We start from the raw sequence: 13964 nt of genomic DNA on the forward strand, positions 1-13964 counted from the left end.
ATTGATTTTTTTATAATAGAGTGGATTTTAATTGTATTTTCATGAATTGGTGCGCTCAAGCCTTATCCCTATGAAACTGGGTGTCATATGGATAAGCTGATAACAGCTTTTCGATGCCATGCTTATGAAAAAAATCTCCTTTTATCTTACAATGCTACTTTTGCCGATGCTGTCTTTTGGCCAGGAAGCATTTATCCGGGGAACGGTCACCAACGGAGTGACTAACCAGCCGGTTAGTGGCATCAGTATCCAGGTTTTGGGCGGGGGGGCAGGCGTGGTTTCTGATTCGCTGGGTACCTATAGCCTAAAATTAAGGCCCGGTAATTATACCCTTATATTTTCAAAAGTTGGTTTTAGGACGGTATCGCTTGCGGATATACAGATCGGCACGGTTAAGCCTACCATTATGGATGTGGCGATGGAGCAAATTGTGGCAAGTTTAAACGAGGTGAAAATAGTGGGCAGCCGGCGACTTAATAAAACGATGGAAAGCCCGCTATCACTCAGGAGCATTGGCGTGTCGGAGATCAAAAGAAACCCCGGCGGTAACCGTGATATATCAAAGGTGATCCAGTCGCTGCCCGGTGTTTCGTCGCCGGTTAGTTTTCGTAATGATATTATTATCAGGGGCGGCGCGCCTAACGAGAACCGCTTTTACCTGGATGGGGTAGAGATCCCCAATATCAATCATTTTGCTACGCAGGGTTCATCCGGCGGGCCGGTGGGGCTTATCAATGTCGACTTTATCAAAGAGGTGAATTTTTATTCGGGAGCTTTCCCGGCAAACCGTGGCAATACCCTGAGTTCGGTTTTCGAGTTTAACCAAAAGGATGGCCGCGATGACAGGTTGGGCGCTACGCTTTCTGTTGGGTCAAGTGATTTTAGCGCAACCATTGAAGGCCCCCTGGGAAAACGTACTACCTATCTGGCTTCGTACAGGTACTCCTATCTGCAAGGCTTGTTTAAACTGCTAAAACTCCCGTTCTTGCCCTCATACCAGGATTTTCAATTTAAGGTTAAAACAAAACTCAGCAATAAGGATGAAGTAACCTTTATTGGCCTTGGGGCCATAGACAGGTTTAAACTTAACCTATCGGCAGATAGTACCGAAGAAAACCGGTATACGCTAGCCACCATCCCCGTGAATACGCAAAATAGTTATACCGTGGGCGCCACTTACAAACATTTCAGGCCAAAGGGTTTTATGTTGTTTGTAGCCAGCAGGAGCTATTTAAACAATAACGCGGTAAAGTATAAAGACAACCAGGAAAGCCTGGTCCGCATACTTGACTATACTTCAGCAGAGTCCGAAAATAAATTGCGTTTTGAAAGCACCAGCCAGCAGGGCTTGTATCGTGTCAACTTTGGTGCCGGCGGCGAGGCGGCACATTACAGCACTAATACATTTAATTTATTGCCTTATGGCAACCAGGTATACAATTCGACCATCAACTTTTTTAAATATAACGTATTTGGGCAGGTAAGCCGCCCGTTTTTTAATAACCTGTTATCCCTGTCATTTGGCTTAAGGGCCGATGCAAACAACTTTTCATCGGGGATGAATGACCTGTCTAGAACAATTTCGCCCAGGTTCTCGGCATCGTTAAACCTAAGCGAGCGGCTAAGCCTGAATTTTAACACGGGCATTTATTACCAGTTGCCGGCTTACACGGTTTTGGGTTACCGCGATAGTTTAAATACCCTGGTTAACCGCAATGTCAACTACATTCAAAACAAGCAGATGGTATTGGGTATGGAGTATAATTTGCCCAACACGCGTTTAACAATTGAAGGGTTTTATAAATATTACACCCATTACCCTATTATTAAAACCCTTAATGATTCTATCCCCTTGGCCAATCTCGGGGCCGATTTTGGCGTAGTGGGTAATAACCCGGTGGTTGGCGAAAGCCATGGACGCAGTTATGGTATAGAGTTTTTTGCGCAGCAAAAACTTACCAATGGTTTTTACGGCATATTTGCGCTTACGCTTTATAAAAGCGAGTTTCAGAACAAGAACGGGGCTTATGTGCAATCGTCATGGAATAACCGTTATATACTCAGTTTAACCGGCGGTAAACTTTTAAAAAGAAACTGGGAGGTTGGTGCCAAATTCAGGTTAACCGGGGGCAGCCCTTACACCCCATACGACCAATCATTATCATCACTTAAAACAAACTTTACCATTTACCCGCGGGGTATACCGGCTTATAACCTGTTAAATACGCAGGTACCGGCGCTGTTTTACCAACTGGATGCCAGAATCGATAAGAAATATTACTTTAAACACTACGCGTTTAACTTTTATTTTGATATGCAAAACGTTACAGGTTACAAATACAACCGGCAACCGGTTATCGTGCCTGTCAGGGATGCCTCCGGAAATGTGATGGACGCACCCGGGGATGCAAGCAGGATCCAGACAAAATTCCTCGCTCAAAAAGGCGGAAATATACAGCCTACCCTCGGGCTGATCTTTGAATTTTAAATTAAATTGTAAGACGGCCAAAGGAGGCAGATCAAGACAGTTTGATCATATAAACTTACACCCGAAAGCCATACCCTGTTAAGACCTGAACCAAACACTGACAGGCTGAGTGGCGCTTCTTCAATAAGCTCCCTGCTACACTCGAATAAAAATATCAGTCATCCGGTAAAACGCTCAAACCACATTGTATGAAATTTGTTACGTGTGATAAATTAAAACATCATGCTCCTAAAGAAGTCAATTCCGGTTTCATACATTTTCGGAAAAATAAAAAAGGAACTTCCTTATGTACTCGTAGTGGGTTTAGTGGTCAACTATTTAACCGGGCATTTCAGGAACCTGATCCCGCAGATGCCTGTTGCTATTCCAACATTTATAGGTACCGCAATATCCGTGATCTTATCGTTTAAGATCAGTCAGTCCTATGACCGTTGGTGGGAGGCCCGTAAAATTTGGGGGAGTATCGTCAATGAAAGCCGGACCTTTATTTTGCAGTTACAGTCTTTTGTCTCAAAAGACAGGCAAAAGGAAATCAAAGCCGTCGCCTACCGGCAGATCGCCTGGTGCTATAGTTTAGGGCAAACCTTGCGGGGGCTGGATGCCATGGCAAATCTTGATAAATATCTATCAGAAGACGACATGGAAGAAATTAAGCGGCATATGAACAAGCCCCTGGCAATACTCCAATTAAATACGCAGCAGATCACTAACCTGAGAGAGGAGGGAAGCCTGGAACTGTTCAGCCAGGTGCAGATCAATAACACGCTGGTCAACTTTTCCAATGCGATGGGTATGGCCGAGCGTATAAAAAGTACGGTTTTCCCGCAGACCTACCGTTTATTCCTTCACTATTTCATTTATATTTTTGTAGTAACGTTATCTATTGCACTAACGGACATTGACAGTTTTTTCGAAATCCCATTGTTACTGGTTATTTCCTCGGCATTTTTCCTGTTGGAAAAATCAGCTACGCATTTGCAGGATCCTTTCAACAATTTGCCAACGGATACTGCCATGACAACAATCGCTACTAACATTGAGATCAATATCAAGCAATTAATCGGCGACCCGGATGTGCCCGAACCTTTACAGCCCGAACGCTTTTATTCACTTTAAATACATTTGATCATATGTACACTCTAGAGAAACCCAAAGTAGTTTTTACGCCGGCAGGTGCACTATTTTTAGCACGACGCAAAAGAGATTCATTACGTTCAAAGAACAAAGGGAAGGTATCAGAAAATTAAAGTATTTTTGTACTCTGATGTTAGCGGAGGATAGGGAATGACTAAAAATGTGGACGGAAATGGGCGTATTCCAAAAAATGGTGCTGATTTTACGGAACAGTTCCCTGCGTTAGATTTAGCTGAGGTTGCCCTTGAAGGTGCAAACGTTGGTATATGGATCATGGATTCCGTATCGGGAAAATTCTTTCCTTCGCAACGTACCAAGGCCTTATTCGGTTTTTTACCCGATTCGGACATGTCTTTTGGAGATGCAATGCTGAAAGTTGTTGAAAAACACCGTAAGACGGCAACAGAAGCTATCGAAAATGCTTTTCGTAAACAGCGGGCGCTGTATGTTGAATTTCCGGTTGCTGCCCTTCCGGATCATCCGCAAAGATGGTTGAGTGTGACAGGAGGATTCAGTAGTCCGGTTGATCGTAACAGCTATTTCTCCGGAATAATTATGGATATCACAGAACAAAAGCAAACTGACCTGCGGCGGAGTAAATTTATTGGTATGGTTAGCCATGAGTTGAAGACTCCACTTACGGCCCTGAAAGGCTATGTTCAGCTATTAAACAACTGGGCAAAAAAACAAAAAGATAATTTTACTATCGGGGCATTGTCTAAAGTGGAGAAGCAAGTGAAGAAAATGCTCAACATGATCAACAGCCTGCTTAATTTATCAGGTGCCGAGGCTGGTAAGATTCACCTGAAAAAAGAAACATTCAGGCTTGATGAATTGATTGCCGAGGTTGTTGAAGAAACGTTGTTTATTACTTCAACACACCCTATTGCGATTATTCCCTGTGGAAGTGTAACCATATATGCAGACAAGGAGAAATTAGAACAGGTTTTGGTGAACTTGCTGAGTAATGCAGCAAAATACTCTGAAAAAGCCTCCGGAATCGAAATGATTTGCGCAGTGCAGGATAGTCAGGTGGAGATCAGCATCAGGGACCAGGGCCTTGGTATCGCTGCTGAGGACATCCAAAAGCTTTTCCTGCCACATTACCGAGTACAGAGTAAAGAAACCGAAAAAATTGCAGGTTTTGGTATCGGGCTTTATCTATGTGCGGAGATTATTAAGCGCCACAATGGAAAGATCTGGGTCGAGAGTGAGCCAGGAAAAGGCAGCACTTTTAAATTTACACTACCTTTAGGATAATCTTTTTTTGCCGGACATTTAAATTGCAGTTGCTTTTGATCGTCTGAATTCCCTTTTTGCAAGAACTGCTACCTGACCACCCCATAGCTTAAGGCGTTGCCTTAATATTAAAATAAACTTACCTGTTCGGTACCAGTGCCAAGCAACTCTTGCTGGTAGGCTCGGATAAGATTGATGAGTTCTGTGCCGTATTGCGCGGCTTTTTGCACGCCTACCCCTTTGATTCCGCTTAGTGCTTTAAGCGTGGCGGGGAGTTTTTCCGCTATCGATGCGGCGGTTTTTTCGGTTAATATCATATTGGGCATGATGTTGTTTTTATCGGCTGCTTTTTCACGCCAATTGAGTATATGCCCGTAGAGCTTTTCATTGGGCAGGGCGTTTAGCTCTTTAAGATAGGATCGGTTGTGCGTTTTGATCTTGGCTTTTATTAGCGCAATATATGCATCTGCGGTAAAACGGTTTTGTGCGAAATATTCCATCAAACGGATCCGGTCCATAAGCCAGATGATCAGTTCGTCCGCTTTTTTAGCAGCTTCTTTAGATTGTCCTATCAATCCGGGTAACTGTTGGTGCAGCTTTTCTGTAGCTGTTGTTAGTTTTTCGAGAAAGTAAGCTGCGGCTTGTGGGCTTCTTTGGGCATTAAGCTGTCTGGCAAATTTGCCGGCTATAGTGATGATCTCTTTTTCCGAGTCAGGCAGCAGCATTTCGAAACCCTTGAGCTTGTTTTGCAATAAGGAGAAATTAAACAGCTCACTCAGTAAATATTGCCCATATAAGCCCTGGTCGCGCTGAAGTGTTTGTTCATCGGGTTTGATCAAAGCAGCCTGTTTATTAAAACGGATGACCGCAGGGTCGCCTATAATGTTTTGCGCACTAATAGGATTACGCAGTACCATGCCCGATAAGGTGCGGCAGCGGCTCAGGGCTACGTAGGCCTGCCCCGCGGCGAAGGCTTCACTAACATCAATAATAGCTTTATCAAAGGTAAGTCCCTGGCTTTTATGGATGGTAATGGCCCACGCTAATTTTAAAGGAATTTGCGAAAAACTACCGGCATTGCTTTCACTAATAGCTTCGCCATCTAACTGATATTTTATATTGGTCCACTCTACAGCTTCCACAGCAATCTCCATGGCTTCCTGTCCACACTTCACAAAAACTGTGTTGCCTTCGATGCGGCTAACTGTCCCGATCTTGCCGTTATAATACATTTTTTCTGCCGAACTGTCATTTTTAATAAACATGACCTGCGCACCTAGCTTCAATTTTAAATTGATTTCGGTAGGACAGGCATCCTTCGGAAAGTCGCCCCTGATGGTTGCTGCAAATTCAAACTCCTGCACTTGCAAAGTTTCCAGAAATTCTGTATTCACCTGTTGGGCGATATTGTTATGCGTAGTGAGTGTAATGTAGGGTTCATCTGGGGCAGGCCGAAAGTCCGGTACATAACGGGCATTCAGAAAGTTTAAATTTTCTTTACTTATGTTCTGATTACGGACATCGTTTAGTATGTCTACAAAGGCCTGTTCTTTCTGGCGATATATGTGGTCAAGCTCAATCCGGACATAGGGCGCTTTTTGCATGACCAAAGCGCTGAAAAAGTAAGGTGTTTGATAATACCTTTTCAGAACGGCCCATTCTTCGTCCCGGATTATGGGGCTGAGCTGCGAAAGGTCGCCGATAAGTAACAACTGTACCCCGCCAAACGGATGTGCCGACCCTTTTATATTTCTCAGGATCAAGTCGATCTGGTCGAGCACATCTGGACGCACCATGCTGATTTCATCGATGATCAGCAGTTCTAAGCTGCCTAGTAGTTCTTTCTTCTCCTGGCTGTAATGCATTTCAGGCTGTTCATTTCCGCCCGGTAATAGCAGCCCGAATGGCAATTGAAACAGGGAATGTATACTCATGCCGCCCGCATTTATGGCTGCAACGCCCGTTGGCGCCGCAATGGCCAGTTTCTTTTTTGAAATCTGTTTCAGATTTTGCAGAAAGGTTGTTTTACCAGTACCCGCCTTACCCGTCAGAAAAACGACCGTATTGGTCGATTCCAGGTAGTCGGTAGCCAGTTGCATCGCGGGGTTTTGTTCAGTCATTCGTTTTACAATAATAAGCATGATCAATGAAAATAGAGTCCTTATCGGGGCGTATTACCTGCCGGGGCAATGGGTAGTCTTTAATACTTTCCTTAAGCTGTCCGTTTTAGGGGTAGCCGACGAGCGGGAGAAACGGCTATTAACAAAGCGATAATCTTATAAATTCTTTCATCAGTTATTTGCCAAATTGTAGAGTCAGGATAATTAGTGCATAGCCCTGTTTGCTGTATGGGGAAAATTTAAGCTATAATTCATAGCCAATAGGCGCAGACTATAATCATAAAACTACAAATAAACATTGTTTTACTCTCATGACCCAAGTCCAGGCTTTTAAAATAACGTACGCAAAAAGACTTCATGTGAATGTTTGAAACTTGATTTTTTTGCTTTTAATTAAAGATATTCAGAGTACGTTATGCCATATCCTGGCTTAGAGTAAATTCGGCTTAGCGGCACATTTGTTTTACCTTTGCAAAGATGGATTATTTTAAAAACCTACTCTCGCTGCTTAAAACCGAACGCGACGAAGACAGGGAAGCGTACTTAAAACTCACACAAACAACATCAGTTACCGACAGGCGAGCGGCCGGAATAACATGGTACCCAATTGCCATCCGCGGTTCAGAACCAAGCCGCGGCGATTACCTGACGGTTGAAATTGAGCGCACTACAAATAAAGATATATCGCATCAGTTTAAGTTTGGCGCGCCGGCGGTGCTGTTCTCTAACCACGATGCCGGTACCGACCGTATGGAAGGGACGATTGCCTATGCAGGCGGCGACCGCCTTAAAATAACCCTGTTTACCGATGAACTGCCAGACTGGTCACGCAACGGCAAATTGGGCATCGAATTGCTTTTTGATAACAACAGTTATGATGAAATGCAGAACGCTCTTAAACAGGCTTCGGCATTAGTGGATAAACCTGAGGGTAAACTGATCCGGGTTTTAACGGGGCAAGCAGAGCCCTCTTTCAACGAAATATACGAAGCCCCGATTGAAGGATTAAACATATCTCAATATTCGGCTGCGCAAAAGGTATTGGCCGCGCAGGATGTGGCCATTGTACACGGCCCCCCCGGCACGGGTAAAACCACCACTATTGTGCAGGCCATTAAACGCCTCATTAAACAGGATGGCAAACAGATACTGGTTGTAGCGCCGAGTAATACCGCGGTTGATCTGTTGAGCGAAAAGCTGGCTAATGAAGGTTTAAATGTACTGCGTGTAGGTAACCCGTCAAAGGTATCAGAAAAGCTGATGGCGCTTACGCTGGATAGCAAGATGGCAGCGCATGCCTATACAAAAGATATTAAACAGCTAAAAAAGCAGGCTGCAGGGTATAAAGATATGGCGCACAAATACAAACGCAGCTTTGATAAAGCCGAACGCGACCAGCGCAAAGCCTTATTTGACGAAGCGCACCGTATGATAAAAGATGTGGGCAAGATAGAACAGTTTATTATCGACGACCTGGTATCTAAGGCACAAGTAATTACGGCAACATTGGTAGGCAGTAACCACTATACCGTACGCGACTTAAAGTTTAACACCGTTGTTATAGATGAAGCCGGGCAGGCGCTTGAACCCGCCTGTTGGATCCCCATATTAAAAGCACAAAAGCTTGTTATGGCGGGCGACCACTTCCAGCTACCGCCAACCATAAAATCGGTAAAAGCTGCTAACAGCGGTTTGAGTACCACACTGCTTGAAAAATGCGCCGTACTGCACCCCAACGCGGTTACTTTACTTGATGAACAATACCGCATGAATGAGGCCATTATGGATTTCTCTTCAAAAGAGTTTTATGGGAACCACCTAAAGGCGAATACTTCTGTAGCCAAACAGTTGCTTTTTGAAGGTGATGAGCCAATGAGTTTGGTAGATACCGCCGGGTGTGGCTTTGATGAAAAGCCGGACGGCACAAGTTCTGTAAACCCCGAAGAAGCGGTATTCCTGTTGAAGCATTTGCAGCAACTGGCCGATACTATTGAAGGTGAAGACATACCTTTCCCTACTGTTGCTATTATATCGCCTTACAAAAGCCAGATAAGGATATTAAAAGAGTTGTTTGCAGCATCCGCCTTGTTGCGCTACGTTGATAGGATCTCTATCAACACCATCGATAGTTTTCAGGGGCAGGAGCGGGATGTAGTATACATCAGCATGACGCGCAGTAACCCCGATGGTGTTATCGGTTTCCTGGCCGATATCCGACGGATGAATGTAGCCATGACCCGGGCACGCAAAAAGCTGGTGATTATAGGCGACAGCGCAACCATTACCCGTTTGCCGTTTTATGCGGATATGATGAGTTATACCGAGCAAATTGGCGGTTACCAAAGCGCCTGGGATTACATCAGTTAGACAAAATATTGGTTATTACATGATTCATATTGTGTTGAAATAAGGTAAATAACTAATTAGTGTACAGTATTTTAAGGTTATGAGTTATTTTCCTCGTTAACTGCTCAATACACTATTCAAATATCTAAAAAGCCGATAATTAAATAATTATCGGCTTTTAGATGTCAAGGTAACTTACCTGTGAATAGAAAAACAACATTTTCTTACGTACAACTTTTTTTGATAAGATGTCAGGAAGGGAACTTAATTTATATATATAAATATATCTTTTTTTTAAATTACAGTAGCCGGCATTTGGTACCCATTTAATTTGAATTGAAGTGGTTAGCCTATCAAATTTCCTTTTCAAGGAATACAGAGCAACCCGTACGCCGGTACTCTAAAAAACCGCATTTTTTGCAAACGTTTAAAGCGGCAGTATTATTTTCGTTTACTTCGGTTTTGCATTTTTTAAAGCCTTTGTATAAAAGGTCGGTAAGGCAAAAGTCAACCAATCTTCTGCCATATCCCAGCTTACGAGAACGGGGTGCAATAATTGTCATTGAAAGAAAAGCTTCTTTCGATTCGTAATTATTAGCATAATAGGCTAAAAAACCCTGTAGCGAATTATCTTCTATTATCGAGATGATACATGCATGTTGCATGATTTTATCTACATACGACTGCAGATCGTCCACTTGATATATGCCCTTGCCATTATTGATAGTGTCCTCCATCAAGCTGTAAATCTTATCTTTCATGATATTAAATTTTATGCAAGTTATAGTACAAATTGCACCTATTTCAGTGAAGAGGTGGTCTGTCCGTGGATTGTATATGTTTTGTAAAAGAGTTCACACTATCCGACGGAGCAAGGAGGCACATCACTATGCTGTATCCTGAGCGTTGAAAACAAAGCCTTTCAGAAACGTGGCAAATCAATTAGTGTAGAATATGTCTTATTGAAAAGCACGTTAATGGTGTTGGCGAAATCTACATTTTACCACTCGCTGTTGCTGTGGTTTTTTACAGGCCTTTGCAGGCATGTAAAGTTTGCACAATTGTTATACACTTTACGTGAATTTGTTGAAATGAATTTTACACTTTCTTGTAAAAAAACATGTGAGGTTTTACATAAAAATAGCAATCATTAAAATTGCTATTTATTTGATCGTCAATGGTATAAATTTGTCTCAGCGATTAAAAATCAATATCATGATCACCCAAAAACAACGTTTGTATTTACTTAAAATTAGCCTGACAGTGTTGGCGTTTTTGTTACTATGCAGCTGTGCTTCAAAAAGAGATTTGGTGTACTTCAGTGATCTTTCTGCAGCCTCTGTAGTTAGCGACCCTAAAAAGGAAAACGTAAAAATAGCCGAGAATGATTTGGTTAGTATTACAGTTAGCAGTTTAAGTCCGGAGTCTGATCGTTTGTTTTCAGGTAATCAAAATGTTTTAGCTGATGCATCTGCACCTAAGATAGGCTATCGTGTAAATAAGGAAGGAAATATAAGAGTGCCGCTTATAGGCGATTACACAGTAAAGAACCTGAGCCTGGATGAAGCCAGATGGGGAATTACAGATCAGTTAAGCAAGCAAATAAAGAGCCCTGCTGTAGATGTTGCTCTTCTAAATTTCAAAGTAACAGTAATTGGCGAGGTTAATAAACCTGCTACTTTTAACATTCATGATGACAAGATAAATCTGCTTGAAGTACTTGGCCTGGCGGGCGACATGACCGTGTATGGTAAAAGAAATAACGTACTGGTTATCAGGACGGAAAATGGTGCTAAAACTATGAAAAGGCTTGATCTGAATAAACAGGAAGCATTAGCATCTCCGTTTTTTTACATGAAGCAAAATGATATTGTTTACGTAGAGCCGGATAAAGCCAAAGCGTTTGAGTATAGCCAAAATACCCGGATACTCCCAATTATAATTGCTTCTATCTCTGCGGTAGCTGTTGTTCTGGCTGTAATTTTAAAAAGATAACCAAGATGAAAAAAGATTACATAATCCATCCTACAGTAAACAACGCCGATTATAAAGATGTGGCCAGGCCATACCTTAAAAAATGGTATTGGTTTGTTGTGTCTGTTGTGATATGCCTGTTATTATCATGGTCTTATCTTCACTTTACTGCACCCCTGTATAAGGTTACTGCAACCTTATTAATACCTGATGATAAACAAGGGGGCGGACTAATGAAGGCCACGGCTTTTAGCGACTTAAATATGTTTCACGAGGTAAAAACCGTGGATAATGAGATGGAGATCCTACGGTCAAGAGATCTGATGTATAGGGTATTATCAAAACTTGATATTGGGACTGAATATTATGCAGAATCGTTATTAAAAAACAATGAATTATACGGAAAAGAGTTGCCAATAAAAGTTACGGTTTTAACAAAAAAATCTTCGGCTGTTATTAAAAAGTATCACATAATTATCACCGGCAAAAATTCGCTTTATATAAATGATGGTATTGTGCAGAAAACTGCGCGGTTTAATCAGGCTATTTCTTTACCTGGCATTAGTTTAAGTATTGCTAAAGGCCCTGCATTTGTTAATTATCAGAAACCTTTACTGGTAATGTTCAAAGATATATCCCAGCTTGCAGAAAGCTACAGCGCCGGGAAGTTAAAAATTACACCGGTTATTAAAGAGTCAAATACACTTATTCTTAGTGTACTTGATGCAGTACCTCAGCGGGGTATTGATATTCTTAATACTGTTATTAACATTTATAACAATATAGCTCTGGAAAAAAAGAACCGGGTTGCATTACAAACTATAAACTTTTTAGATAAACGCCTCGGGGCTATGGAAACGGATTTGTCTTCTACAGAAATAGGTATCGAAAATTATAAACAACAAAATAATGCCAGCGATGTGAGTGCAGGAAGCCAGATCAACTTATCAAAGTCGGCAGAATATAACCGCTTGCTCGAAGAATCTGATGTACAGCTTGGGGTCGTTAACCAAATGCTGGATTACCTGCGCTCATCAAAGCATGAATTTAACATTGTACCCAGCACTACTGGATTAAAAGATGCGGTATTGATGACGCTGGTTAGCAAGTTCAATGACCTTCAAATGGATAGAGACAGGCTTCTGCGTAATGCAAATGCTACTAATCCGTTAGTGCAGAATGTAACAGGGCAAATATCCGCGCTCCGTAATAATATTATTGAGAACTTGGTTAATATTAAGCAAAGCATACGTATAGAAAATAATCATTTAAAGGCCAATTCTGCCAATTACAGTTCAAAGATACACTCCGCACCTACTATGGAACGTGTACTATTACAAAGGGGGCGCGAACAAGTTGTAAAAACTAATTTATACCAATATTTTTTGCAGAAGCGCGAAGAAACGGCATTATCATTAATGACAGTTGTACCTGTATCTGAAGTTGTGGATAGGCCCGCATATAGTTCTATGCCAAGTTCTCCGAAAAGCGAGCTTATTTATCTGGGTAGCACTTTATTAGGGTTGCTAATTCCGTTCGGAGTTGTTTATACGACAAAAAAATTCGCACTAAAAGTTAATAATAGTACGGAATTAAACGAAATGCAAGGGTTGAGGATATTGGGTGAGCTTTGCCATAACGAATGTAAAGATAATGTTGTGGTAACAAAAAACAGCCGGTCTAATATTAGCGAACTATTTAGGTATATACGCACCAATCTAAGCATGTTAAAAGTAGGCGATTGCGATAAGGTTATACTGGTAACCTCATGCGGGAAAGGAGAGGGAAAAACTTTTTTTTGTATTAATATGGGCTTAACGCTTGCAATGTTGAACAAGAAGGTTATTGTACTTGAATTTGACCTGCGGAAACCAGATCTGCTCAGAAAAATGAATATGCAACAACGCCCTGGTATATCAGATTATTTGAATGGCGACGTTGAAGACTTTTCTGCAGGGATTCAAAGATATAGAAACAGTTCTCATCTATACACACTGGGTTGCGGCACCATACCCGAAAGCCCTGCCGAACTGCTAAACAGCCCCAGAGTAAAAGTATTATTTGAGAAGTTGAGAAATATGTTTGATTATGTAATTATCGACACTTCGCCGGTTGGGGCCGTAGCAGATGCCTTTAACCTCTCTCCGTTTGCAGATATGTCTGTTTACTTAGTACGATACAATTATACCAGCAATAAGCAATTAAATATACTTAAAGATATATACGATCATCAGAAATTGAATAACCTAATGGTTGTTTTTAACGATGCAAAACCCGAAAATCGCCCTGTATACGCATACGGAGCATATGGGTACAACTCCGAAAAAGCAGAAGCCATTTAGTAAGTAATCGTTTTTAAAACAGACACGGTTAACAACAATAACAGTGTTAAGTTACTACAGGTATATTTTGTGCGCAATACGGTAAGATTTATTTATCCTCATGTAATTGAGGTGGCGAAGCTATACAAGTACTGATCATTATTAATGCTTCTGTCAATGCTCATGTAAGTGAGATGGCGAAGCTGTAACAATTGGTCATTTTGATGCCTCAGATAATGCTCATGTAAGTGAGATGGCGAAGCTATAACAATTGGTCATTTTGATATTTTCCACAATCCTTATGTAAGTGAGATGGCGGAGCTCCATCTACCCACCTTAATG

Annotated in this window: 8 protein-coding genes; 6 read left to right on the top strand and 2 right to left on the bottom strand. The window is 41.8% G+C overall.

Translation table 11 applies throughout. The features are described from left to right. The first annotated feature begins 124 nt into the window (after nt 1-124). From WC615_RS04170 to WC615_RS04180, 3 genes are all read left to right on the top strand, one after another. Nucleotides 125-2488: a carboxypeptidase regulatory-like domain-containing protein gene (locus tag WC615_RS04170; protein WP_372976877.1), complete on the top strand. Its 2364-nt coding sequence runs from the start codon at nt 125-127 to the stop codon at nt 2486-2488. 222 nt (nt 2489-2710) lie between these two features. Then, a complete protein-coding gene (locus tag WC615_RS04175; RefSeq protein WP_372976878.1) occupies nt 2711-3604 on the top strand; it encodes a bestrophin family protein in 894 nt (297 codons plus the stop codon). Between the two features lie 168 nt (nt 3605-3772). Beyond that, nucleotides 3773-4882 (top strand): ATP-binding protein, encoded by a 1110-nt coding sequence (locus WC615_RS04180; RefSeq protein WP_372976879.1) that lies wholly within the window; start codon nt 3773-3775, stop codon nt 4880-4882. Between the two features lie 107 nt (nt 4883-4989). Here the strand turns inward: WC615_RS04180 and WC615_RS04185 are convergent, their stop codons facing one another. Continuing rightward, nucleotides 4990-7002 carry an HRDC domain-containing protein gene (locus tag WC615_RS04185; protein WP_372976880.1) on the bottom strand — a complete coding sequence of 671 codons (2013 nt, stop codon included), beginning with the start codon at nt 7000-7002 and terminating at the stop codon, nt 4990-4992. A 456-nt stretch (nt 7003-7458) separates the two neighbouring features. On the opposite strand from WC615_RS04185, the gene WC615_RS04190 reads away from it, so the two are divergent. Then, nucleotides 7459-9348 carry an AAA domain-containing protein gene (locus WC615_RS04190; RefSeq protein WP_372976881.1) on the top strand — a complete coding sequence of 630 codons (1890 nt, stop codon included), beginning with the start codon at nt 7459-7461 and terminating at the stop codon, nt 9346-9348. 332 nt (nt 9349-9680) lie between these two features. Here the strand turns inward: WC615_RS04190 and WC615_RS04195 are convergent, their stop codons facing one another. After that, complete coding sequence (locus WC615_RS04195) at nt 9681-10088, bottom strand: GNAT family N-acetyltransferase (protein ID WP_372976882.1); 408 nt, start codon at nt 10086-10088, stop codon at nt 9681-9683. 454 nt (nt 10089-10542) lie between these two features. Here WC615_RS04195 and WC615_RS04200 point away from each other — a divergent pair, with 454 nt between their 5' ends. Next, a complete protein-coding gene (locus WC615_RS04200) occupies nt 10543-11322 on the top strand; it encodes a polysaccharide biosynthesis/export family protein (RefSeq protein ID WP_372976883.1) in 780 nt (259 codons plus the stop codon). 5 nt (nt 11323-11327) lie between these two features. Beyond that, nucleotides 11328-13643 carry a GumC family protein gene (locus WC615_RS04205; RefSeq protein ID WP_372976884.1) on the top strand — a complete coding sequence of 772 codons (2316 nt, stop codon included), beginning with the start codon at nt 11328-11330 and terminating at the stop codon, nt 13641-13643. Nucleotides 13644-13964 lie beyond the last annotated feature (321 nt).

This window comes from Mucilaginibacter sp. (genome assembly GCF_041663085.1).
In the GTDB taxonomy this organism is placed as follows: Bacteria; Bacteroidota; Bacteroidia; order Sphingobacteriales; family Sphingobacteriaceae; genus Mucilaginibacter.